This is a genomic window from Acinetobacter sp. ANC_7654 (assembly GCF_056779855.1).
In genome coordinates, this window is sequence record NZ_JBWYIR010000004.1 from 1 (window position 1) to 23,200 (window position 23,200).

The 23,200-nt window shown below is 39.1% G+C and carries 24 protein-coding genes and 1 pseudogene; 12 read left to right on the forward strand and 13 right to left on the reverse strand.

Translation table 11 applies throughout. The features are described from left to right. The 6 genes from AC1M86_RS05920 to pcaG form a co-directional block, all read left to right on the forward strand. Positions 1–713: acetyl-CoA C-acyltransferase (locus tag AC1M86_RS05920; RefSeq protein WP_481607510.1), on the forward strand; the 713-nt coding region annotated here is incomplete at its 5' end. A 62-nt stretch (positions 714–775) separates the two neighbouring features. Next, a complete protein-coding gene (gene pcaB, locus AC1M86_RS05925; RefSeq protein WP_481607511.1) occupies positions 776–2,134 on the forward strand; it encodes a 3-carboxy-cis,cis-muconate cycloisomerase in 1,359 nt (452 codons plus the stop codon). After that, positions 2,131–2,913, forward strand: a complete 783-nt coding sequence (gene pcaD, locus AC1M86_RS05930; protein WP_171076801.1) for a 3-oxoadipate enol-lactonase — start codon at positions 2,131–2,133, stop codon at positions 2,911–2,913. The genes pcaB and pcaD overlap by 4 nt, the downstream gene beginning before the upstream one ends. Positions 2,914–2,960: 47 nt before the next feature. Continuing rightward, positions 2,961–3,359, forward strand: coding sequence for a 4-carboxymuconolactone decarboxylase (pcaC, locus tag AC1M86_RS05935; RefSeq protein ID WP_035269644.1), 399 nt, complete (start codon positions 2,961–2,963; stop codon positions 3,357–3,359). A 35-nt stretch (positions 3,360–3,394) separates the two neighbouring features. Further along, complete coding sequence (gene pcaH, locus AC1M86_RS05940) at positions 3,395–4,120, forward strand: protocatechuate 3,4-dioxygenase subunit beta (RefSeq protein ID WP_092766916.1); 726 nt, start codon at positions 3,395–3,397, stop codon at positions 4,118–4,120. 14 nt (positions 4,121–4,134) lie between these two features. Continuing rightward, complete coding sequence (gene pcaG, locus AC1M86_RS05945) at positions 4,135–4,764, forward strand: protocatechuate 3,4-dioxygenase subunit alpha (RefSeq protein WP_092766915.1); 630 nt, start codon at positions 4,135–4,137, stop codon at positions 4,762–4,764. 120 nt (positions 4,765–4,884) lie between these two features. Here the strand turns inward: pcaG and AC1M86_RS05950 are convergent, their stop codons facing one another. The 8 genes and pseudogenes from AC1M86_RS05950 to AC1M86_RS05985 all read right to left on the reverse strand — a co-directional run bounded on the left by AC1M86_RS05950 (position 4,885) and on the right by AC1M86_RS05985 (position 14,055). Beyond that, positions 4,885–6,234, reverse strand: a complete 1,350-nt coding sequence (locus AC1M86_RS05950) for an MFS transporter (RefSeq protein WP_481588856.1) — start codon at positions 6,232–6,234, stop codon at positions 4,885–4,887. 14 nt (positions 6,235–6,248) lie between these two features. Beyond that, a complete protein-coding gene (locus AC1M86_RS05955; RefSeq protein WP_481607512.1) occupies positions 6,249–6,635 on the reverse strand; it encodes a PaaI family thioesterase in 387 nt (128 codons plus the stop codon). A 21-nt stretch (positions 6,636–6,656) separates the two neighbouring features. Further along, positions 6,657–7,190 (reverse strand): DUF3237 domain-containing protein, encoded by a 534-nt coding sequence (locus AC1M86_RS05960; protein WP_481593932.1) that lies wholly within the window; start codon positions 7,188–7,190, stop codon positions 6,657–6,659. A gap of 52 nt (positions 7,191–7,242) precedes the next feature. Then, on the reverse strand, positions 7,243–8,496 hold the full coding sequence (locus AC1M86_RS05965; protein ID WP_481607513.1) for an OprD family outer membrane porin: 1,254 nt from the start codon (positions 8,494–8,496) through the stop codon (positions 7,243–7,245). A gap of 48 nt (positions 8,497–8,544) precedes the next feature. Continuing rightward, positions 8,545–9,684: an acyl-CoA dehydrogenase family protein gene (locus AC1M86_RS05970; protein ID WP_481607514.1), complete on the reverse strand. Its 1,140-nt coding sequence runs from the start codon at positions 9,682–9,684 to the stop codon at positions 8,545–8,547. A 72-nt stretch (positions 9,685–9,756) separates the two neighbouring features. Next, a pseudogene (locus AC1M86_RS05975) lies at positions 9,757–11,642 on the reverse strand (feruloyl-CoA synthase). Positions 11,643–11,720: 78 nt separating this feature from the next. Further along, on the reverse strand, positions 11,721–13,172 hold the full coding sequence (locus AC1M86_RS05980) for an aldehyde dehydrogenase (RefSeq protein ID WP_481607515.1): 1,452 nt from the start codon (positions 13,170–13,172) through the stop codon (positions 11,721–11,723). A 49-nt stretch (positions 13,173–13,221) separates the two neighbouring features. Next, positions 13,222–14,055 carry a p-hydroxycinnamoyl CoA hydratase/lyase gene (locus AC1M86_RS05985; protein WP_035270071.1) on the reverse strand — a complete coding sequence of 278 codons (834 nt, stop codon included), beginning with the start codon at positions 14,053–14,055 and terminating at the stop codon, positions 13,222–13,224. A 272-nt stretch (positions 14,056–14,327) separates the two neighbouring features. Here AC1M86_RS05985 and mhpT point away from each other — a divergent pair, with 272 nt between their 5' ends. From mhpT to AC1M86_RS06000, 3 genes are all read left to right on the forward strand, one after another. Continuing rightward, positions 14,328–15,560, forward strand: a complete 1,233-nt coding sequence (gene mhpT / locus AC1M86_RS05990) for a 3-(3-hydroxy-phenyl)propionate transporter MhpT (protein WP_481607516.1) — start codon at positions 14,328–14,330, stop codon at positions 15,558–15,560. Positions 15,561–15,624: 64 nt separating this feature from the next. Beyond that, positions 15,625–16,083 carry a MarR family winged helix-turn-helix transcriptional regulator gene (locus AC1M86_RS05995; protein WP_092766907.1) on the forward strand — a complete coding sequence of 153 codons (459 nt, stop codon included), beginning with the start codon at positions 15,625–15,627 and terminating at the stop codon, positions 16,081–16,083. Between the two features lie 126 nt (positions 16,084–16,209). Beyond that, positions 16,210–16,899, forward strand: a complete 690-nt coding sequence (locus tag AC1M86_RS06000; RefSeq protein ID WP_481607517.1) for a GntR family transcriptional regulator — start codon at positions 16,210–16,212, stop codon at positions 16,897–16,899. A 50-nt stretch (positions 16,900–16,949) separates the two neighbouring features. Here the strand turns inward: AC1M86_RS06000 and AC1M86_RS06005 are convergent, their stop codons facing one another. The 3 genes from AC1M86_RS06005 to AC1M86_RS06015 form a co-directional block, all read right to left on the reverse strand. After that, positions 16,950–17,891 carry a PDR/VanB family oxidoreductase gene (locus tag AC1M86_RS06005; RefSeq protein WP_180028002.1) on the reverse strand — a complete coding sequence of 314 codons (942 nt, stop codon included), beginning with the start codon at positions 17,889–17,891 and terminating at the stop codon, positions 16,950–16,952. A gap of 51 nt (positions 17,892–17,942) precedes the next feature. Further along, a complete protein-coding gene (locus AC1M86_RS06010; RefSeq protein ID WP_481607518.1) occupies positions 17,943–19,007 on the reverse strand; it encodes an aromatic ring-hydroxylating dioxygenase subunit alpha in 1,065 nt (354 codons plus the stop codon). Between the two features lie 268 nt (positions 19,008–19,275). Then, positions 19,276–19,476: a hypothetical protein gene (locus AC1M86_RS06015; RefSeq protein ID WP_035269110.1), complete on the reverse strand. Its 201-nt coding sequence runs from the start codon at positions 19,474–19,476 to the stop codon at positions 19,276–19,278. A gap of 353 nt (positions 19,477–19,829) precedes the next feature. Between AC1M86_RS06015 and AC1M86_RS06020 the strand changes: the two genes are divergently transcribed. Further along, on the forward strand, positions 19,830–20,279 hold the full coding sequence (locus tag AC1M86_RS06020; protein ID WP_481607519.1) for a hypothetical protein: 450 nt from the start codon (positions 19,830–19,832) through the stop codon (positions 20,277–20,279). An 8-nt stretch (positions 20,280–20,287) separates the two neighbouring features. Here the strand turns inward: AC1M86_RS06020 and AC1M86_RS06025 are convergent, their stop codons facing one another. Both AC1M86_RS06025 and AC1M86_RS06030 read right to left on the reverse strand, forming a co-directional pair. Next, a complete protein-coding gene (locus AC1M86_RS06025; protein ID WP_481607520.1) occupies positions 20,288–21,187 on the reverse strand; it encodes an alpha/beta hydrolase family protein in 900 nt (299 codons plus the stop codon). A gap of 22 nt (positions 21,188–21,209) precedes the next feature. Continuing rightward, entirely contained in the window at positions 21,210–22,001 is a 792-nt protein-coding gene (locus AC1M86_RS06030; RefSeq protein WP_481593925.1) for a crotonase/enoyl-CoA hydratase family protein, read from the reverse strand. 173 nt (positions 22,002–22,174) lie between these two features. On the opposite strand from AC1M86_RS06030, the gene pnuC reads away from it, so the two are divergent. Both pnuC and AC1M86_RS06040 read left to right on the forward strand, forming a co-directional pair. Then, positions 22,175–22,756, forward strand: coding sequence for a nicotinamide riboside transporter PnuC (pnuC, locus tag AC1M86_RS06035; protein ID WP_481607521.1), 582 nt, complete (start codon positions 22,175–22,177; stop codon positions 22,754–22,756). Positions 22,757–22,857: 101 nt separating this feature from the next. Next, positions 22,858–23,124 carry a hypothetical protein gene (locus AC1M86_RS06040; protein ID WP_481588870.1) on the forward strand — a complete coding sequence of 89 codons (267 nt, stop codon included), beginning with the start codon at positions 22,858–22,860 and terminating at the stop codon, positions 23,122–23,124. The last annotated feature ends 76 nt before the right edge of the window (positions 23,125–23,200 follow it).

Consider the following 23,200-nt stretch of genomic DNA (forward strand, 5'->3'; position numbering starts at 1 on the left):
CGCAAACGGCTGAAAACGTGGCTGAACAGTTCAATATTAGCCGTGCTGATCAAGACCAATTTGCTTTAACCAGCCAACAACGTACGGCTGCAGCGCAAGCACGTGGTTTCTTTGATCAAGAAATCGTGCCTGTGACTATTCCACAGCGTAAAGGTGATGCAGTTGTGGTGGCAAAAGATGAACATCCACGTGCAACCACCCTCGAGGCCTTAACCAAGTTAAAACCTGTTGTAAAAGCAGACGGTACAGTAACCGCAGGTAATGCATCAGGCATTAATGATGGTGCTGCTGCGATTTTGATTGCGTCTGATGCAGCTGTAGAAAAATATGGTTTAAAACCTCGTGCCAAAGTGATTGGTGCAACCACTGTTGGGGTTGAACCTCGCATTATGGGCTTTGGTCCTGCACCTGCGATTAAAAAACTGTTAGCACAAACAGGTTTAACACTAGAGCAAATGGATGTGATTGAGCTGAACGAAGCGTTTGCAGCACAAGCATTGGCATGTACACGTGACCTAGGTTTAGCCGACGATGATGCGCGTATAAACCCAAATGGTGGTGCAATTGCACTGGGTCATCCATTGGGTGCATCAGGAGCGCGTTTGGTGACGACTGCACTGAATCAACTTGAAGCAACTGGTGGCAAATATGCATTGTGCTCTATGTGTATTGGTGTGGGTCAAGGCATCGCTTTAATAATTGAAAAAGTTTAACAGCAATTTTTGGACAGACGCTTTATGGTGAAACACATGATGAAGCGTAATAGGGATAAGTTATGAGTCAGTTATATGCAAGTTTGTTTTATCAGAATGATGTAAATATCATATTTAGTGATGAAGCACTCGTAAAATATATGTTGCGTGCAGAGGTTGCACTGGCTCAAGCTCAAGCTGAAGTTGGTGTTATTCCCTTAATTGCTGCTGAAACGATTCAACGTGTTGCAGAACAAGAAATTCATTCCATTATTAATTTTGATCATTTGGCACAGTCCAGTGGTCTCGCTGGCAATATTGCAATTCCATTCGTAAAGCAATTCACTGCTGCTGTGAAAAAAATCAATGAAGATGCTTCTCGTTATGTGCATTGGGGTGCGACCAGCCAAGATATCATTGATACGGCCTTTATGCTGCAAGCTCAAGATGCGTTACAGCTGATCGAAATGCAACTTATCCAGGCTATTCAGGCAACTAAAAAACTGACGATTCAATACCGTGATCAGGTGATGATCGGACGTACATGGTTGCAACAAGGTTTACCGCTTACCTTTGGACATAAAACAGCACGGTGGCTCTCTAGTTTAGATCGAGATTTAAAGCGTGTTCAGCAGTTACAGCAACATGTCTTAACAGCGCAGTTAGGTGGTGCGGTAGGTACTTTAGCTTCATTAAATGAATATGGTTCGGCTGTAGTGAGTACCTACGCACAAAAACTTGGTTTAAATACACCCGTATGTACATGGCATGGGGAGCGAGATCGTGTAGCCGAAATTGCACATGTACTTGCAACGATTACAGGAAACTTGGGCAAGATGGCCCGTGACTGGTCACTCATGATGCAAACAGAAATTGCAGAAGTGTTTGAACCGAGTGGTGCTGGGCGTGGAGGGTCATCGACGATGCCTCATAAGCGTAATCCTGTTGCAGCTGCTTCAATTCTAGCCGCTGCAAATCGCGTCCCTGCATTAATGTCAAGTATCTACCAAAGCTTAGTACAAGAACATGAACGAAGTTTAGGAGCATGGCATGCTGAATGGCTAGCGTTACCAGAGTTATTTCAACTGACGGCGGGTAGTTTAAGTAGAGCAATCGATGTATTTACGGGATTAGAAGTAGATCCTGAAAATATGTTCAGAAATTTAGAGTGCACGCAAGGATTAATCATGGCTGAAGCACTGATGATGTCACTTGCACCTCAGATGGGTCGATTGAATGCACATCATCTTGTGGAAGCTGCTTGTAAGCAAGCAGTTGCCGAACAACGACACTTACTCGATGTTGTACAAAATAATCCAGAAATATTAGCTATTTTTGATCTAGATCAACTCCGTCAGATTTTTAATCCGCAACATTATCTAGGAAATACTCAAGCACAAATAGATGCAGTACTAGAGAGCGTTCAAGGAAGTACACCATAATGACATTAATCAATAATCGTAATGGTCAGCAGCTTGCGGTCTATCGTTTTGGTGACGATACAAAACCAAGCATCATTTTTTCAAACTCACTGGGCACTGATCATGGCATGTGGCAAGCCCAAATTGATTATTTTTCCAAAGATTATGATGTGATTTGCTACGACACACGTGGTCATGGAAGAAGTAGTGTCATTGAAAATACCACAATCATTGATTTAGCCAATGATGTTCTTGATGTACTCAATCATTTCTCTATAGAAAAAGCGCATTTTTGTGGTATCTCCATGGGGGGAGTTACTGGGATTCAATTAGGCATAATTGCACCAGAGCGTTTTAACTCTATTACGATTGCAAATTCAGCAGCAAAAATTGGAAATGCCGAGGCATGGTTGAGTCGTGCAGATGCGGTTGAACAAAATGGTTTGGCTGATATCGTCAGTACTACACATACGCGTTGGTTTAGTGAACAATTTGATTATTTACACGATGTGACAGCTCAAAAAACCATTCAGAGTTTGTCTGTCACTCAGCCTAAAGGCTATGCAGCCTCTTGTCGTGCTTTAGCTCAGACGGATTTACGCAATCAACTTGGAAAAATTATTGTGCCTTGTTTGGCATTATGTGGCGGCTTAGATCCTGTGACCACAGTGAATGATGGTGAGTTTTTAAAACAACATATACCTGACTGTCAACTTGCAGTCATAGATGCATCGCATTTATCCAATATTGAGCGACCAGTTGAATTTAACCAAGCATTGCTTGCTTTTATTCAGTCTTAAGCACTTCTGAACATCAAATAATTTCAATTTTAAAGAGGAACAACCTCATGAATGATGAAGAACGTTATAAGCAGGGGCTAGAAGTCCGTACTGAAGTCTTGGGTGAAGCCCATGTCGGGCGTTCACTTGAAAATTTAAACGAATTTAATGCTGATTTTCAAAACTTTATTAGTCGTTTTGCATGGGGTGAGGTTTGGTCACGACCAGGATTGCCAAGACATACACGTAGTTTGGTGACGATTGGAATCTTACTTGCATTGGGGCGTGAAGCAGAGCTCAGAATGCATATTCGTGCTTGTTTCAACAATGGCGTTACCAAAGATGATCTTAAAGAATTATTTTTGCATGCGTCTTTATATGCAGGACTTCCTGCAGCCAATGCTGCAATGCATATGGCAGAAGAAGTATTTGCAGAGTTAGGCATTTCGCCTGAGAAAATTAAATAAACGGACGATATTTTAAATTGAATAAGGAGAGATTCATGTCTCAAATTCTGATGGGTGCTTATGCACAGCGAAATACAGATGATCATCCACCAGCATATGCACCGGGATATAAAACCAGTGTATTACGTTCGCCGAAAAATGCACTGATTTCGATTGCGCAAACATTAACCGAGGTTACTGCACCTCACTTTAGCGCAGACTTATTGGGTCCTAAAGACAATGATTTAATTTTAAATTATGCAAAAGATGGTTTACCTGTTGGTGAACGCGTCATTATTCATGGTTATTTACGTGATCAATTTGGTCGTCCTGTTAAAAATGCTTTGATTGAAGTATGGCAAGCGAATGCCTCAGGACGTTATCGCCATCCAAATGATCAGTATGTGGGAGCTATGGACCCTAACTTTGGTGGTTGCGGTCGAATGCTCACAGATGAAAATGGATTCTTCATTTTTAGAACGATAAAACCAGGACCTTATCCGTGGCGTAACCGTATCAATGAGTGGCGTCCAGCACATATCCATTTTTCTGTGATGGCAGATGGCTGGGCACAGCGTTTGATTTCCCAGTTTTATTTTGAAGGCGATACATTAATTGATAGCTGTCCAATTTTAAAAACTGTTCCTTCAGAACAACAGCGAAGAGCTTTAATTGCGCTCGAAGACAAGAGCAACTTTATTGAAGCAGATAGTCGTTGCTATCGTTTTGACATTACTTTACGTGGTCGTCGTGCGACATATTTTGAAAATGATTTGACTTGATAGGGAGCATCAGGATGAATGGCTGGAAATTTGAAGAATTACATGAAACACCATCTCAAACAGGTGGTCCATATGTCCATATTGGATTAATGCCTAATCAAGCTGGTATAGAAGTATTTGAGCATAGCTTCAATAATCAAATGGTGAAAGATGGCACTCAAGGTGAACGTATTCGCCTCGAAGGGCAAGTTTTTGACGGTTTGGGTTTACCACTTCGCGATGTACTCGTAGAAATTTGGCAAGCTGATGCCAATGGTGTTTATCCAAGTCAGCAGGATACGCAAGGGAAGCAGCCAGATCCAAACTTTTTAGGTTGGGGTAGAGCGGGTGCGGATTTTGACACTGGTTTTTGGAGCTTCGATACGATCAAACCAGGTGCTGTTCCTGGACGTAAGGGTTCACAGCAAGCACCACATATCGCGCTGGTTATTTTTGCGCGTGGTATCAATTTAGGTTTACATACTCGAGTTTACTTCGAGGATGAAGCTGAAGCGAATGCGAAAGACCCAATTTTGAATGGTATTGAGTGGGCGCCACGTCGTCAAACACTCATTGCTAAGCGTGAAGAGCGTGATGGTCAGATCGTTTATCGTTTCGATATTCGTATTCAAGGTGAAAATGAAACTGTATTCTTTGATATTTAAACTTTGAACAAGAAACAACAAAAGGTCAGTGATTTCACTGACCTTTTGTTGTTTCTATCAATAGATTTTGATGAAACAACTTATCTTAACAATACAAAGTTATATATTCGTGAGCATAAATTATTGAGGCTCTTTTTGTAAAACGACGTATGGTGTATTTACTACGGATTTTTGTTTTAACTTATAGATGATGAAAATGGCAATAGCTGCTAAAACAAATGCAAAACCAAAATTTCCGTACAATTCTAAAGGCGAGTTCCCTAGGTCTAAAAAGTATCCCGCAATGATTGGAGAGAAAATACCACCAAAACGACCAACACCAGTTGCAATCCCCACGCCTGTTGATCGTACATCTGCCTCATAGAGCTGTGTAGAAATGGCATAGATTCCAGCTAAACAGCCATTAATAAAGAATCCTAGCGTTGTGGCAACGATGATTAATATATTTAAATTATCTGTATTGTTCACAAACAATAAAATACATACGTACGTGAGGATTAAAAAGGCAATTTGATTGATGTATACGCTGACTTTAGAACTAAGAACACCAATGATAAAACTACCTAAAATACCACCCACGCTGATCATCATGGCAGTTTTAATAGATAATGAGTTATCTAGACCAGAACTATTGAGAATTTTAGGTGTCCAGCCCATCACGAAATAAAAACCAAAAAGAATAAAGAATATAGAAACCCATAATACAAGGGATTTAACTAAATACTTGTGGTTAAATATTTCTACGTAAGAAGACTTTTGATTTTCTACATATGCTTTGGGGAGTGTGAGAATTGGTTTTTTATGCATTTTAGAGAAAATTTGATTCAATTTTTCCAAAGCATGTTTTGGTTGTTTTAGTAATAAATAATCGATCGATTCTGGTAAAAATTTCAATGAGCACAGAAAAGCAAATGTAGTAACGAATCCACCAATTAGAAATACTTGTCTCCAACCGATACTTTCTAAGCTATATACAGCAAGTAGTGCTCCGCTAATTGCTCCAATCCCATAACCGGCAGATAATATCCCAACACTAAAACTTTTATATTTAGTCGGAGAATATTCACTGGCCAAAATCATAGCACTGATTTGAACACCACCAATACCAACACCAGTGAAAAATCTGCACAGAACCAATTGCTTAAAATCGGTGGCAAATGCAGATGCAAACATGCTCAAACCACAGATTAATAGACAAAGGTTAATTAAATTACGTCTACCGATTTTATCTGCGAGAGGTGCAAGTAAAAATGAGCAGACGGTCATACCAATTAAACCAGCACTAATTAAAGTTCCTATATTAGTACCAGTTAATGAAAACTCATTGGCAACTGAACTTGCCAAATAAGCCATTATCATGAAATCGAATCCATCGATAATGTATAAAATAAAACAGAAAAAAACGACAAATTTTTGATATGAACTTATTCTGTCGTTGTCGACACAGTCCTTTAATTTTAAGATATCCATTCTTTTTTTAATCCTTATAGAACCATAAATGCAGCACTGGTTTTTGCCACTAACTTTCCATGCTGCCAAGCTTCACTTTGAATGCTTAAAATTTTACGTCCTTCTTTGATGAACCACGCTTTTGCCAATACTTCACCAACTTCACATGGTCTGAAGAAATCAATTGTTAAATTAATTGTGGCAGCTGGTTTTTCTGTTTGATTTAAGGCAGCTAAAATACCCATTGCATCATCAAGCATGGCACAGATCATGCCTCCTTCAACACTTCCCCTAGGATTAGTAAAACTTTCAAGAGCAGTATATTGAACTGAAATTTCTCGCTTTTCCTTGTCCCAGTGAAGTTGATGACCACCCAACAAATGATGAATAGGGGGCAGATTAGATAAAACTTGTTCTTCCATTGAAAAGTACTCCTTTAATATTTATTTCACTGCAAATGCATCATAGATCACGGCTTTTCCGAGACGCATTGCACTTCCAACTGCAATTGTCTGATTTAGCCATGCATATTTTTCTGAGCTAGTTTCAAACTGCATGGTTAACTTGAAGTAATATTGAGTGGGATTAACATCTTCGCCACGACTTAATTGTTCTAGTACTTGTGGTGAAGCATGGCGATAACCTTTAGTTTGTAAATAAATCAGAGCACCATCATCAGTTTCTAATAAATAGCGCGTATCTATATATGCCAAACCTTTGCTATCGACCTTTTGCCAATCTGCACCATTGTTAAGAATACGCCCCTTCAAACTTGGTCCAGAAAAAGTTCCTCCAGTGATTGGGATAATGCGTCTTTGCCCTAAATCTGAAGTTTTACCTAGTTCCCAAACTGGGGCTGTGAGTTCAACATTGAATGTCGCAAGGGGTTCAAGTTTTATGGGTTGTGGTGAATATTGGGTATTTGCCAAACTTAATGTAGTGGTGGTGTAGACCAATAAGCCGATTAAATATTTCATACTTATTATCCTTAGAGAGGGTAGGGTTCCTCAGTAAAGAACCCTTTTGTTATTATTTAAATTTCCATGTGTAATCAAGATTGATACGAGTTTCATTGGCTGGCTTAATATTGGCGGTAATTGGCATATCATTATCGTAGATCGCGTAACGCGCGCGTAAACCTAAATTTTTTAGTGGGCCATTTTGAACTATGTAAGCTAGATCAAAATCCAATTCATCTTCCGAAAAATCTGTACCACCCAACTGTGGTGCGTAAATATTGCTACCATGGGTATAGCGGGTCATAAAACGAAGACCTGGAATATAGTCTTTAAAATCGTATTCATAACGCAGGCTATAAACACGCTCTTTCGCATTCAAAAACTCACCAGTCCAAGTATCAATTGCTAGTCCAGTTTCTCCTCCAGTTAAGTACGGAAAAGCAGTATCTCCAAAGTGGTGAAATGTAGAAAAGATAAACTTATGGTTTTGGTGTTGAAGTTCTGAATGGCTATGAAGTAAATTATTGTCAACTAAACCCGCTTTAGCAGTCCCATCTTCATCGCTAATGTAGTAAGGCAACTGTGTTGTAAAAGTGGATTGATTAGAGATTGGATATTTATAGGTTATGCCTAACAACGATTGGCGATATAAGTCGTTAACATCCATATGAAATGCAGTCAACCGCAATGGATTATTAGTTAAGTCATAATGTCCACCTAAGTAATACAAATAATCCGTTTCTTCAGAAATATAACGACCATTTACTCCAGAGATTTTTATAGCTTCATAATTTGTAGAATCACGTTGATTGACTTCATCAATATAGGATGCTTGGAGATCCAGACCTTGAATATCTTTAGATTGAACTGCAACACCTCGATACGTTTGAGGTAAAAGTCGTGCTGGAGAGCCGACTAAAACAGGAGTCATGGGTTGAAGAGTCCCTATACGTACCTCGGTTTCAGAAACTTTAGCTTTTAAAGTGACTCCAACTTCACCATATTGATCTGCAGGCTCATTGGTTTCCAAGGAACGAATTAAGTTTCCGGTACCTCCATATTTAGCATCAGCATCCAGTTTAAAACCTGCAGTCGCTAATAGATCTAAACCAAAACCAATCGTTCCATCGGTGAATCCAGATTGCGCTTTAAAGATAAATCCTTGTGTCCAGTCTCTTAATGCGGGGTATCTATTCTCAACTTTAAAGTCACGGTCAAAGTAGAAGTTACGTGCAGTTAATTCGACTTTACTTTGGTCGATAAAATTATTTGCAAATGCTGGAGCGGTACATAATAGAAGTGGTGTGATCCATAATTTTTTCATCTTTATTTCATCCTGAAATAGTATTAATACATAGAGGTAATCTTTGTGTTATTTTCCTAAAAGTTCTCTTGCAACGATTTCTTTCATAATTTCATTGGTTCCCCCATAAATTTTTTGAACACGTGCATCGACATAAAATCGAGATATTGGATATTCCCGCATGTATCCATATCCCCCGAACAATTGCAGAAGTTGATCAATGACTTCACATTGGGTATCAGTGATGAAGCATTTCAATGCCGCAACTTCGCTTACATCCAATACTCCCTGTTGATAAAGCGACTTACATTTTTCGACAAAGGCTTCGGCTGCTAGAGTTTTAATTTTGGCTTGAGCGATTACAAAACGAGTATTTTGAAATTGTGCAATTGATTGTCCAAAAGCTTTACGTTCGAGGACATATTCTTGAGTCATTTCTAAAGCACCTTGCAAAGCGCCTAATGCCATGAGAGAAATACTCAAACGCTCACGTGGAAGTTCTTGCATGAGATAGCTAAAGCCTTGACCTTCATGACCTAATAATTGGTCTTTAGGAACTCTGACTTGGTCAAAAAATAATTCGGCAGTGTCTTGAGATTGAAGTCCAATTTTTTTTAGACTACGACCTTTTTTTACTCCATCTAAATGAGCATCCACCAATAAAATCGAAATACCTTTAGCTCTTGCTTGAGGATCAGTTTTAGCAACTAAAACTATGAGATCTGCATGTTGACCATTCGATATAAACGTTTTTGAGCCATTTACCACATAATGATCGCCATCTAATAAGGCTTGAGTGCGGATGGCTTGTAGGTCTGAACCTGCATTGGCTTCAGTCATTGCAATAGCTGTAACAACTTCACCGGATACCATTTTAGGTAACCAATATTGTTTTTGATCTTCACTTCCAATATTCTGGATATAGGGTGAAACAAGTTCACTCTGACCACCGATTGCAACGGCTAACGCAGAGAAGCCCGCTCGAGCCGTTTCTTGAACGATCATTTGTGAATAATATATCGGTGCGCCGTAACCTCCATATTGTTCAGGCACATCGACGCATAAAAATCCATTTTGTCCAAGTTGATCCCAAACTTGTCGAGGCATGAGTCCTTGCTCTTCCCATGACTCATAATATGGGGCGACAAACTCTGCTAGGAAGCGTCGATAATTGTCCCGAAACAGCTCAAAATCACTATCTTTCTGCATAGCGTTATCCTAATTTTGAATGCAACTGTCTAAGCAGCGTTTGACTAAACGCTGCTGAATAAAAAAGTTGAGTTAATTTCTAAGGGTTGGAATGCGAATAATGAGTGGATTATTGATGTTTTTTTCGTATAACTCTTCCACCATTGCTATGCGACGTTTCAAGATACCACTTTGATTGAGATTGCCTTTATCAGTGGTTTCTCCTGCATCAAGAAGTGGAGGTTCAATCATGAGGTAAAGCATTGAAACAGTGTTTGAACTACCTGTCGCATCTTTGTTGAAATCAATTAAAAACTGCTTAAACCACTGTTGAACTTTAGGGTGTAGAAGCACCTCTTTAGTATCCACTAGACTTAAATCTAATCCTGCATACTCAGCGCAATCTGCAATTTTGGGAAATATTAAAAATCCAATCGCACTTAAATTAGAACCGGTGATACATACATCTTGAATAAGTCGATTACCTGTAATGAGAACTTTATTGCGTAAAGTTCCAACATTGACAAAGGTACCTGTATTCAACTTAAAATCTTCAGCTATACGGCCATCATACATGAGTCCTTGACTCGGGTCGGATGGATCCACTAATTTCACTGCATCCCCGGTGCGGTAAAAGCCTTCATCATCAAAGATGTCAGCTTGTTGTGCCATAGGTAGACGCCAGTAATGTTTCATGACATTTTTACCACGAACACAAAACTCAAGTTTGTCACCATAAGGAACTAATTTCACTTCACAACCTGGAGCTGGATATCCAATGAACCCAGCCATTACTTTGGGACCAGTTGTAAACACACATGATGGTGCAGTCTCAGTCATCCCCAAACCGCTCATGATACGAATACGTTCCCCACAGTGTGACTGCGCAATTTGGTCAAGTCTGTTCCAACCAGCTTCTGATAGTGCAGCACCAGCAAAAAACAAAATTTTAACTCGACTAAAAAATTTTTCACGTAACTCAGCATCTTGTTCAAGAGCTACGGTTATTTCTTCCCATCCTTTAGGAACATTTAAATACACAGTAGGTGCAATTTCCTTAAGATTTTTGATGGTTTCTTCCATCTTTCCTGGAACTGGCTTGCCGTCATCAATATAAATTGTGCCGCCGTTATATAATGCGATTCCTACATTATGACTGCCACCAAAAGTATGATGCCATGCTAACCAATCAACCAATACAGGGGGGTCTCTTCAAACTCAGGGAAGGTCTGAAGCAGCATTTGTTGATTGGTACATAGCATCAAATGAGTTGTAGGTACCGCTTTCGGCATTTTAGTTGAGCCAGATGTAAATAGAAATTTCGCTATTTGATGTTCATCAATGGTCTCATAATGATCTTTAATATCACTAATTTCAGAGGAGAGGAGTGAAGAGAAAGCAAGGCAATTTTTCTCACCAAATTTTCCAGAATTCGTAACGATCACAATATCATCTGTATCACAGCAATGTTCAATCGCTTTAGCAAAAGCTTGACCATCATTAGCAAAAACCAAACCTGGTGTTAGAACATCAAACACATGTTTGAGCTTGCCAAAATCTTTAGAAATAAGTGAATAGGCAGGAGAAATTGCGGAGAATGGAATCCCTGCAAGCATTGCTCCCATTGACAAAGTAAGATGCTCTAGATCATTCCCAGATAGAATGACAATAGGACGTTCAGTTGAAAGATGTGAATATTGTTTCAAACTCTGTGCAATACGCCATGCTTGATCTAATGTTTCTGCGTATGTAAGCTTAATCCATTCATCATCGTGACCACGTTTTGCTGCGAATACACGATCGGGATGTGTTTGAGCATATTGAATTAAACGGTCAGTAATTTTTTGTGGGTATGGTTTAAGTTGTTCTTTTGGGGAAATATACAAAGTGCCATTTTTAGATTGAAACTCAATCTCGTGACTGCCTAATTTAACAAATCGCTCAGGATATTTATGCGTATGAACCGTCATATTCGACATTGTTTTCACTCCATGTATTTTTAGCTATTCTTTTCCAACGAAAAGAGCTGACTTCATGTCAACTCTTTGAAATATTCGTTAAATAGGGTAGTGACGAGTTTTGGTTTGCATGGTGATCCAACGCAGCTCAGTGAACTCTGCAACTGAGACTTTACTCCCAAATCGTCCATAACCACTTTGTTTCACGCCACCAAAAGGCATTTGCGCTTCATCATGAACGGTTGCACCATTAATATGACAAATACCTGATTCGATACGTTTAGCAACATCTAGAGCTAGGGATAAATCTTGACTAAAAACTGCTGCAGATAATCCAAATTCTGAGTCATTTGCTAAATCGATTGCTTCATCAATAGTTTTAAAACGTTGAACGGTGCACACAGGACCAAAAGACTCTTCGGCATAAATCTGCATATCTTTAGTGACGTCAACTACGATAGTAGGTTGCATCATAGCACCATCAATGCTTAAACCTAGTGGTAAATATGCACCTTTTTCACGTGCATCTTCAATTAAATTTTTGATTCTTGTTGCAGCTTTTAAACTTTCTAGAACGCCTAGGGGTTCTTGACTCTCAAGTGGATTTCCTGCTCTGATATTCTGAACTTTATTGATCAATTTTTCGATGAATTGGTCTGCAATTTTTTCATCCACAAGAACACGCTCTGTCGACATACAGATCTGTCCCTGATTGAAAAAAGCGCCGAAACTGATGGCATTAACGGCTTCGTCCAGGTCCGCTTGCTCCAATACAATGACCGGTGCTTTGCCACCAAGTTCCAGCAACACTGGTTTGAGGTATTTCGCTGCAGTTTGTGCAATTATTCGTCCTACATGCGTTGAACCTGTAAAATTAATTCTTTTAGTCAATGGATGACTGATTAAACGCTCTACAATCTGTGGAGCATCTTGCGAAGCATGAGTAATGACATTGACAACACCATCGCCAATACCTGCTTCATGAAGTACTTCCCCAATTAATCGATGTGTTGCAGGGCAAGCTTCAGATGCTTTAAGTACGACTGTATTCCCACAAGCCAGAGGCATCGCTAAGGCACGAGTGGCTAAGATAACAGGAGCATTCCACGGCGCCATACCAACGATGACACCACATGGAACGCGAACACCCATAGCGATATTGCCAGGAACATCTGATGGAATAATATTTCCATCAATTTGTGTAGTCATGGCTGCCGCTTCTCTCAGCATATTGGCAGCAAGATGGACATTAAAGCCATACCACGTCGCAGTTGAACCTATTTCATGTATTGCAGTTTGAATAAACTGTTCAGTTTTTTGATCCATCAAATCTGCAGCTTTAAGCAATTTTAAACGTCGGTCTGTTGGTGATAGAACAGACCAAGTTTTGAATGCTTCATGCGCTGACTCAATTGCACGATCAACATCGCTTAAAGTCGCTGCTGCACTCGTTGATGCGATTGAGCCATTAATTGGACTGATTCTTTGAAAAGTTTGTCCTGAACTTGCTGCAACAGATTGGCCGTGAATAAGTAACTGTACGTTTTGCATGGTGAATGTTTCCTTACATGTCCATCATGACGAAAAAAGTAGATTCTGCTTAAGCAGGACGTTTATAAGTTTGAAGACCTGGTTTGATTGTTTTGTCATCCAAGAATTGCTTCATACCTTGTGCACGACCACCTTCATCATCACGGTAGTTGCATTGATCCAGTTTGGCGTATAAGTAATCTTCGTTTTGCTCCCAAGTCAGCTCACGACAGCGCTTAAAACCATTCTTCGCTGTACGCAGTACAACTGGATTCTTTTCAAGCAAATTATTTGCCAATTCAGTTACTTCTGCACGTAATTGAGCAAGTGGAACACTCTTGTTCACTAAGCCCATATTTGCAGCTTCAACACCAGAGAAGGTTTTGCCTGTCATGATGTAGTACATAGAAGCACGATGACCGACTGTATCAGCCATAGCTTTGCTCACTAAGTTACCTGGAGGAATTCCCCAATTCACTTCAGACAAGCCAAATGTAGCTTCATCTGCTGCAATGGCTAGATCACATGCGACTAGTGGTGAGAATCCACCACCGAAGCACCAGCCGTTTACCATTGCAATCGTTGGTTTTGAATAAAAACGAAGTAAATGCCATTGCCAACGTGATGCATCACGACGAATTCGCTCTTGGAAAATTTCTGGCTGGCTGTCAACCTCACGGAAGTACTCTTTCAAGTCCATACCTGCTGTCCAAGAATCCCCAGCACCAGTGAGTACCAAAACACCTGCTTCTGGATCGAGTTCAAGCGTTTCAAGTACATCAATCATTTCTTTATTTAAGGTTGGACTCATCGCATTTTTCTTTTCTGGGCGATTTAAAGTGACCCAAGCAATGCCAGCTTCAACTTTTACATCTACAGTGGACCAGCGATTTTGATAAGACATGATAAGCTCCTTAGTGTTTGTTTTATGTCCTGTTGGAATTAAGATAATATCAGTTAAACTTACATACAAGTGTTTTTTTGAATTTTTTATAAAATTTTTATAAACTATTGATATTTAATAAAATAATATTTTAAATGAATTTTATTTAAAAAAAAAATATTGATTATTTTATAAGTTTAGGTGATATTTTTTGAGTTGCCTGGACGGAGGCAATACATAGGATGTGTATTTTTTTAAAAGTATTTTAAAAGCTCTAAAAGGGACAATAAAAAATGGAACAAAGTGTAAGTAGTAAGACTAAAGCTACGCTTACACTCGTACTGTGTTTCGCTATCGCTGTATTTGAAGGTTTCGATCTTCAATCAATGGGCGTAGCAGCACCACGGATGCGAGCAGAGTTTGGCTTAGATAATACTCAAATGGCATGGGCATTTAGCGCGGCAATCTTGGGTACTTTACCTGGTGCATTATTAGGAGGTCGTTTCGCTGATAAAATTGGGCGTAAGGCAGTTCTATTGACCAGTATTTTAATTTTTGGAGTGATGTCAGTTCTAACGGCATATGCTTCTGATTATACACTGCTTTTAATCATTCGTTTCTTAACTGGCTTAGGGATGGGTGGCGCTTTACCAATGATGATCACCATGGCATCTGAGGCAGTATCAGAGAAACATAAAGGCATTGCAGTCAGTATTATGTATAGCGGTATTCCATTTGGTGGAATGTTGACATCATTCGTGGCAATGGGTTTAGCTGGTGATGCGCAATGGAGACATATCTTCTACATTGGTGGCTTCGCTCCAATTCTTTTAATCCCTTTGCTAATGAAGTATTTGCCGGAGTCTAAAGACTATTTAACAGCGACGAAGAATAAAACTTCTACCCCATTCTTTGAAGTGTTGTTTGCAAAAGAACGGCGTTTTTCCACGATTCAAATTTGGATCAGTTTTTTCTTTACGTTAGTTGTTTTATATTTTTTACTCAACTGGTTGCCACTATTGATGGGTGCACAAGGTTTAGGAAAAACAGAAGCGAACTATGTTCAAATTGGTTACAACATCGGTGGTATCTTCGGGTCGATTCTCATGGGAACTTTACTTGATAAGATTCGCATGAGTACTGTAATTAAATTTATATATATTGGTATCTTGTTATCACTGTGCTGTCTTGCAATCTCACCAACTGTTGCCTTACTTGTATTGTCTGCTGTGGGTTGTGGTCTATTTATTGTAGGTGGCCAATCAGCGCTCTACGGATTGGCAGCGATGTTCTATCCAACAGAAATGCGTGGCACGGGTGTAGGCGCTGCAGTCGCAGTAGGGCGTATAGGATCTTTTGCAGGGCCCCTATTTGCTGGCATGCTACTGTCGTTAGGTTCTAGTTCAGCAATGGTCATTGGTGCAAGTATTCCACTGATTTTATTTGCAGCTATTGCGGCATTAATGCTTGTACGCAAACCACGTCCAGAGCAGTCTGATGCTGTGCTAAATATAACTACACGTTAAACTTATGTTAAAAGTATGATTACGACAGTAGTCATACTTTTGTTCATCTATTAAGGAAGATAAAATGTCAGAAGTTAATCATTCGATTCCGACACTGAGCTATATAATTGCAAGGGTTGATCGTATTGTGAGTAAACTTTTAACTGAACGTTTAAAAGACTTAGATATCACCTTATCTCAGTTTACAGCATTGTCAGTTATCGCTGCGAAAGGCAATCTATCTAATGCAAAACTTGCAGAACGTTCATTTATTAAACCGCAATCTACTAATAAAATTCTACAAGATTTACAAAACCAGGATTGGATCAGTAGAGCTTCAGATCCCTCACATGGACGAAGAATTTTAATTAATGTAACGCCTAAAGGATTTGAAAAACTCGAACAATGTCGAAACATTGTTAATGAGATAGAACAAAAAATGTTAGATGGGGTAGATATCCATTTAGCTTATTTAATTCGAAACAATCTAGAGTTAATGGCAACCAATCTTCAAAAAATAAATATTGATGATACGAACTCATAATCACCTCAGTTATCAAAAATAGAATAGTGAATTTCCGGCCTAAAAGAGTCCTTTAAGTCAACAGAGATTGATATTCCAAATCTGACTCGTTAGGATCAATCATGATCAAAAATATTGAGTAGTTATATGTCTTCAGGGCAGCAAGTGTTAATTGAACTTCGCAAAATGATTATTTCTGGGGAGATTGCAGGAGGTTCTCGTTTGGCTGAAATTCCGACTGCTGAAATGCTAGGTGTATCACGTCAACCCATTCGAATGGCTTTTCGGCTTTTAGAGCAAGAAGGCTTACTCGTTAAAAATCCAACTCGAGGCTATACTGTTCGAGAAATTTCATCCAAATTAGTTCATGATGCGTTGCATGTACGTGGCGTTTTAGAAGGTCTAGCTGCAAAAACGCTTGCTGAAAAAGGCATGACGATAGATCAACATCAAACACTTTTGAATTGTATTACCCAAATTGATTCCATATTCAATAAACTAGAACTAACAAGCGATGATTTAGAAACCTACCATCATTACAACACTATTTTTCACAATACTATTATTCAAGGCTCGGATAATATTGCAATTGTGCAAGCACTTAGTAAAAACAATCAGTTACCTATGGCATCTGCACAAGCACTGACTTATGATAAAAATAATGCGCTGTCTGAAATTCGTCGTTTGCAATATGCGCATATCCAACACTGCTCAATATTCAATGCATTAAAGCAACAAGACTCAGCACGCGCTGAAAGTTTAATGCGTGAGCATAGTCATGTGGTTACTTTAGGGGAGACTATGCGTTCAATATTTCACACAGATGGGTCTATATAAAAAACCCTTCAATTAATGAAGGGCTACACTTGAAAATCTATCGATCCAAATTAAACATCAATGATAATTCGTTGAGATTTGGCTCTTGAGCAACAAGGTGTGAATTGATCATTTGCAGCTTGTTCCTCTTCAGTTAAATACATATCTCTGTGATCAATTTCACCTTCAACTACATTTACTAAGCAAGTGCCACAAATACCTTGTTCACAAGATAAAGGGATACAGATTCCAGCATGTTCTAAAGCTTGTGCTGCAGATTGATCAGCTGCGACATGAATACGTTGCCCTGTTTTTAAAATCTCAATTTCAAAACTGCCATCTTGACTGGTATCAATAGCTTGTGCGCTGAAATGCTCTTTATGTACTTGATGACTAGGCCAAGAGAGCGTATCTGCGGTATGGATCACATAGTTCATAAAACCATCTGGGCCACATACATAAATATGATGATCGATATGAGGAGAGGCAAAGACCGTATTCAAAAGAATATGTGTTTCAGGTTCATCATCAATATGGATGTGGACGGAATCTCCTAGAGCCTCTAAATCTTGTTGGAATGCAATAGAAGCTCTCGTTTTCACAAAATACAGTAATTGGAAGGACTGATTATTGCGTTTAAGCTCTTTAGCCATTGCTAAGATAGGAGTGATACCGATTCCACCTGCACACAAATATGCATATTCTGTCTCAGGAACCAAGGCAAACAAATTTCGTGGTTCACTAATCTTGAGCTGCTGACCCTCACGAAGTTGTTCATGAATAAATTTAGAACCACCACGTGATAAAGGATCATTCAGGACACCAATGACGTAACGGTGCTGCTCTGAACTACAATTTGCCAAAGAATACTGTCTAATTAATTGATTACCTAAGTGCACATCAATATGTGCACCGGCTTGAAAAGCTGGTAATAATTCACCATGGGTGTTTACCAGTTCGAAAGATAAAATGTGTTCATTATGACGATAAATCTTCTGAATAGTCACATCCATGTGAGTATCGCTCCTTGGTAAAATGAAAAACTGATAAAATGTGGGTTTACTTTAAACAACATTCAAAGTTGTAATTTTCTGCTCATCATTCGTTTGCTCTATGCTGATCAAGCGGTCTATTACTTTTCGAGATTGAACACCGCCTGCATCAATATTCAGCATCAGCAATTTACGATCAGGATGTCTCAATAAATTCTGTTGCTGTTGTTCAAGCATATCTAAATCTTCCGAGAAAATTTTGCCCTGTCCCTCACGAATTTGGTTAGTTAATTCGATGTTGTCGGGTTGGAAGTGTCGAGCCATTCCCCAGAAATACCAGTGAGACGTTTCCGTTTCGGGGGTAATAAAATCTACAACGATTGAAGACACTTTTTTATTTTCCGGTGCGTTGTAACCACCATGGCCTGCGTGGGCAACACCAACTTCAATATGAACATTGCTAGGTGCATGAAAGTGACAAATTTGCCAACGGTCTACTAGGACATCTGCAGCGAGATTATTACCTTTTAGAGCCATTTGCCAAAATGGAGGTGCATAAATGTTTTCCATATGACGTTCAGTCACAACGTGGTCACCATCAACACGAGTGGTTGGTGCAGCTTCATCGATTTCTTTTTGACCAATGCTGTTTGCATGAACATATGTTTCATGGGTGAGATCCATTAAGTTATCAATCATCAAGCGGTAATCACAGTTGATGTGGAATAGTCCACCACCATAGGCCCATTCTGGATTTTCAGCCCACTCTAAAGTTGGGAGTTGATCTTCACTTGCAAGCGATTGGTCTCCTGGCCATACCCAAATAAAGCCAAATTTTTCAATTGCGCGATAGCTTTTATTGCAAGGAAAGCCACGTACACGTTGCCCAGGCATTGAAACCGTTTTGCCGTCACATCCCATCACTAACCCATGATAACCACAGACCAGTTGACCATCTTCAACAAAGCCTAATGACAAAGGTGCACCGCGATGTGGGCAAAAATCTTCAACGGCATGTATTTGGTTTTCTTTTCCACGATAAAAAACCATTTTTTCACCGCAAATTTGTCTTCCTAGAGGCTTATCTTGTACTTCTTCAGGTCGTGCCGCCACATACCAAGCATTTTTTACAAACATGAGTTGATCTCCTTATCAATTGGATCCAATAATTCTATTTTTTAGATAAAAAGTCAATAATAATCTTTAAAACTAAATATTTTGGATCCATTTTTGAGAGAGCATTTAAATAATAATTATTTTTGAGCAAAAATGATGGCAAATCACCATCCAAGAATATGGCGAAATTGATTCATTGTCAGAGAGGGCACGAGGGGTTAATTTATTAAACAAAAAATACTTAAACTTGATGGATTATTGGGATTTTATTTTTAGCTTCATTAGAAAATTAAAATTGACCTAATTTTTTCATTTGACGACGACGTCTCGTGAGCCCCAAGATTTCTTGGCGATCTTGAATTTCTTGAGCAGAATAAGGAAGCGTCTGTTGCAATGCTTCGAGTTGAAGATGACTGTTTTCAATGAGGAAGCAATCATGCTCAACTGGCCATGCACTGGTAATGGGTTTGCGTTTACGGGAATAGTTCATGGTTAAATTATAAAATTTGAGAAAAGAATAGTGTAGATGCGTATCAAGTTAAACGACAAAAAATGTCGTAATGATTTAGAACACTAAGATTTTAAACCCTATTTTAATGAGAATCTTTCAACGTACTTTTAAGTCATATTAATTGAATAAAATTACCTAGATTTACACGGTTTACATAACATGTGGATTTTGAAATGAGTTGTTACGTTTCGTGCCATCCCTCTACTGGTTTTTAAGTTAATATTTTAAAAGTTAAAACTTAATAACACCAAGAAAATTAACAATAAAAATAAAGAAATAATCATTTCTGTAATGAACGATTCAATGAATAATCATCGGAATGAGTAAAAAATATGATGCTAATCGTGGTGTGTTTTGCTTTGGTCAGTTGCTATGCCGTATGGCGACTATTATTACAACCTAAATTGATTATGGGGAATACGCAGAGGCACTTTGATTTAACAAAACTCCTCAAGCCTACTGATCTCAGCCAGCCGGCGCGCTTGGTGTATGATACGGATTCTATCGAAGATATTCGTATGTTTGATGAGGTTGCTAAATTACTGTTTGAGAAACGTGTAAATCATCGTGATATCAAGTTTGCTCAGCAAATTCAATATGAGTTTTTGAACAAGATGCCATCACGAACTTTATGTCAGATCAATCAATTTGATTTAGGTGAGTGGTCGATTTTATGGGAATATCGTAATCAATCCCTTGAATACTATGTGAGTCAATATGGCATCATGTATCGACATACTGACGCACAAGGGGTAGAACATCAATCTGACTTTATTCAGTAATTTAGAATTTAATCATTAACTAAATTGAGATAATTTTGGAGCATGTCATCCCAAATTTTTTCTGCGCCTTTTTTGAAATATCCCATGTGTCCAATTGCAGGCATTTGATACTGTTTGGCTGTGATATCAATGTAGCGCATATCAGCAGAACGATAATGTTGCATAAAGGCTTGCCTCGAATTTGGGAGAGCCCAATCATCATCTAATGCTGAAACAGCATAAATTTTGGTTTTAACACTTGCATATTGTGCTTTTAAATCTTGTTGCTCGGGGTCAGCGAAAAAGTATAACGGATTTTTGCACCAACGACGCCACTGTTGATATACCCCTAAAGGCAGATCAGAGCCCATATTGAATTTACTCCAAGGTAAATAACCTGTGACTGCGACAATGGGTGGAAACACAATACTCCACATCACGGATACTTTGAATCTTTCTTTGAACGGCATATATCCTGCCCAACCTGCACCTGTACCGTAGCAACACATGGCACTGACTTGATGATGATTAGGGGTAAGTCCCAAGGCTTGACCACCATAAGAGTGTGCAGTCACAAATAAGGGGAAAGTATCGCTAGAAAAGTATTCAATGGCACCAGCGAGATCAAGTTTCCCCCAATCCAAATAACTCATTTTAAAACCTTTGAGTTGTGCTGGAGATGATGCCCCCACACCACGATAATCAAAGGTTAGCACTTCAAAACCACGTTCTGCAGCATACTCTGCAAATCTGCGATAAAAAGGTTGGGGAACCGCTGTCGCTGAAGCCACAATAATACGTGCAACAGTCTTCACACCAGATGATAGGTAGCGAGTGCCGGTGAGCATATAGTTATCTAAGGCAGGAAACTGAACTTGAGTTTTATTGATGCTTCTTGGCATCTGGTTCACATTTGGAATGGCTTGCATGTCTATATTTCCCGATATTGAACTATTGACCTTTAAAGCGAGGTTGACGTTTTTCGCTCATTGCTCGCATACCTTCGACTGCATCTTCAGATTGTATTAGTGGAAGAAGATGAGTCTTTAACTGATTAAAAGCGTACTGCTCATCATGTGAAATCGCTTCGTGAGCAGCCGTCAAGGTGGCTTGAACAGCGAGTGGAGCAGCTGAAGCGATGGATTCGGCAAGTTCAATGGCACGGTCAAGCGGATCTTGTTCTGTTACTTCAGTAATCAAATGAAGTCGAAATGCAGTTGCAGCATCAAAAAAATCCCCCGTCAATAAGTAGCGCATTGCATTAGACCAACCTGCAGTTTTAACGAAGCGTGAAGTTGCTCCGCCAAAGGGGAGGATGCCACGTTGCACTTCAAGTTGAGTAAATTGGGTATTTTGATGGGCAATACAGATATCGGCATTCAACATCAATTCTATTCCAGCAGTAAAACAATACCCCTTCACAGCGACAACGACTGGTTTTTTTCGTTTACGACCAGTCGTGCCCCATGGGTTAATCAAGTTCATATCTTCCGAAAATATACCATCTGACATACGCGGCTGAAGCTCAACCAGATCTAATCCTGCCGTAAAGTGCTCTCCATGTGCATAAATCACAGCACAGCGTAAATCAGACTGGTCTTCATAGGTGGTAAGTGCTTGTGAAAGTTCATCAATCATATGACTGTCGAATGCATTGCGCTTCGCAGCACGGTTTAAACCAATCAACATCAGATGATTGCGAATTTCAATGGTTATTCTGGTCGTTTGAGTTGTATTCATCATTATTATTTTCCATTGAGGATATTCTATTTTTAGAGAAGTTTAATGGTTAGGTCAAAACTGTGCAGTTCAAATTGAACAGCGCTAAGTCGTGTTCGTTAAGAATCATGTATGGTGCCATTCAATATGCGTTAGGATAGGCGCATCAAATAAACCACGATCATTTTAAGTAGTGTATGAGCCTTTTAGAAATTATTTCAGTATTGATGAGTGTATTGGGTGTAACCCTCACTATTCGCCGTAATATTTGGTGTTGGCCTGTGAATCTCGTGGCTTATGGCTTATATGCAAAGTTATTTTATGATTATCAACTCTATGGTGAAACGATATTACAATGCGTGTTTATCGGTTTAGGTGTGTATGGGTGGTGGATATGGAAAGCTCAGTTTAAACAACAAGAGCAACTTGCCATCAATCGTATTCAAGGGTTGAGAATTATCAAACATGTGTTTTTTACGATGTGTGCAGGACTTATTTTTGGTTTAGGTCTGGATTATTTTACGGATGCTTCCATTCCTTATTTAGATGCTCAATTGGCAAGTTTAAGTCTGCTCATTACATATTGGACGTCTAAACGATATTTGGAAATTTGGCCTGCTTGGATCGTGGTGGATATCATCTATGTGATGATGTTTATGTATAAAGATCTATACATGACGGCTGGTCTTTATGGCGCATTTATTGTTTTAGCCTTATTAGGTTATCTTCAGTGGAAGAAAAAATATCAAGTTCAACAGCAAACCGTCTACTCACTCTGAAAAATTTACATCCTTGGACATTGATTTGAATGATTCGATCTGCAAAATTAAGCGGATCGATGTAACAATGAAATTGAATTTAACCAGTAGACTTTAAATGTATGATTATCCACTTTTGGGAAGCTCGATTTCTGCAATTTGTAAAATCATTACAACAGCATCCTCACCGTTATCTTAATTTTGAATCCGTTGCCGATTTTTATCAATGTCAGTGGTTAAAAACGCTTCCTCCTCATACTGAATATTTTTGTACTGGATTAGACGATGGTGCAGAGCAATTTGATATTTTGATTCAATATTTGCATCATCAAGTCAGTATTCACATTGCACAAGAAATTAAAGTAATTTATCGAGAACTCGATCTCTAAGAGTTAGGAGTGTGCTTAGCAATTTTTAGCTGAGTCAAATTAAAATACTTGAGCGTATCGTTAGCTGGATTTAAGC

Bases quoted from the DNA above. Each gene is read 5' to 3' on its own strand.
- AC1M86_RS05995 (WP_092766907.1), top strand. From the start codon at position 15,625: ATGTCAGAAGTTAATCATTCGATTCCGACACTGAGCTATATAATTGCA.
- AC1M86_RS06000 (WP_481607517.1), top strand. From the start codon at position 16,210: ATGTCTTCAGGGCAGCAAGTGTTAATTGAACTTCGCAAAATGATTATT.
- AC1M86_RS06010 (WP_481607518.1), bottom strand. From the start codon at position 19,007: ATGTTTGTAAAAAATGCTTGGTATGTGGCGGCACGACCTGAAGAAGTA.
- AC1M86_RS05970 (WP_481607514.1), bottom strand. From the start codon at position 9,684: ATGCAGAAAGATAGTGATTTTGAGCTGTTTCGGGACAATTATCGACGC.
- AC1M86_RS05960 (WP_481593932.1), bottom strand. From the start codon at position 7,190: ATGAAATATTTAATCGGCTTATTGGTCTACACCACCACTACATTAAGT.
- pcaC (WP_035269644.1), top strand. From the start codon at position 2,961: ATGAATGATGAAGAACGTTATAAGCAGGGGCTAGAAGTCCGTACTGAA.
- AC1M86_RS05955 (WP_481607512.1), bottom strand. From the start codon at position 6,635: ATGGAAGAACAAGTTTTATCTAATCTGCCCCCTATTCATCATTTGTTG.
- AC1M86_RS06005 (WP_180028002.1), bottom strand. From the start codon at position 17,891: ATGGATGTGACTATTCAGAAGATTTATCGTCATAATGAACACATTTTA.
- mhpT (WP_481607516.1), top strand. From the start codon at position 14,328: ATGGAACAAAGTGTAAGTAGTAAGACTAAAGCTACGCTTACACTCGTA.
- pcaG (WP_092766915.1), top strand. From the start codon at position 4,135: ATGAATGGCTGGAAATTTGAAGAATTACATGAAACACCATCTCAAACA.
- pnuC (WP_481607521.1), top strand. From the start codon at position 22,175: ATGAGCCTTTTAGAAATTATTTCAGTATTGATGAGTGTATTGGGTGTA.
- AC1M86_RS06025 (WP_481607520.1), bottom strand. From the start codon at position 21,187: ATGCAAGCCATTCCAAATGTGAACCAGATGCCAAGAAGCATCAATAAA.
- AC1M86_RS05965 (WP_481607513.1), bottom strand. From the start codon at position 8,496: ATGAAAAAATTATGGATCACACCACTTCTATTATGTACCGCTCCAGCA.
- AC1M86_RS06040 (WP_481588870.1), top strand. From the start codon at position 22,858: ATGATTATCCACTTTTGGGAAGCTCGATTTCTGCAATTTGTAAAATCA.
- AC1M86_RS06020 (WP_481607519.1), top strand. From the start codon at position 19,830: ATGATGCTAATCGTGGTGTGTTTTGCTTTGGTCAGTTGCTATGCCGTA.
- AC1M86_RS06015 (WP_035269110.1), bottom strand. From the start codon at position 19,476: ATGAACTATTCCCGTAAACGCAAACCCATTACCAGTGCATGGCCAGTT.
- pcaH (WP_092766916.1), top strand. From the start codon at position 3,395: ATGTCTCAAATTCTGATGGGTGCTTATGCACAGCGAAATACAGATGAT.
- AC1M86_RS06030 (WP_481593925.1), bottom strand. From the start codon at position 22,001: ATGATGAATACAACTCAAACGACCAGAATAACCATTGAAATTCGCAAT.
- AC1M86_RS05985 (WP_035270071.1), bottom strand. From the start codon at position 14,055: ATGTCTTATCAAAATCGCTGGTCCACTGTAGATGTAAAAGTTGAAGCT.
- AC1M86_RS05950 (WP_481588856.1), bottom strand. From the start codon at position 6,234: ATGGATATCTTAAAATTAAAGGACTGTGTCGACAACGACAGAATAAGT.
- pcaB (WP_481607511.1), top strand. From the start codon at position 776: ATGAGTCAGTTATATGCAAGTTTGTTTTATCAGAATGATGTAAATATC.
- AC1M86_RS05980 (WP_481607515.1), bottom strand. From the start codon at position 13,172: ATGCAAAACGTACAGTTACTTATTCACGGCCAATCTGTTGCAGCAAGT.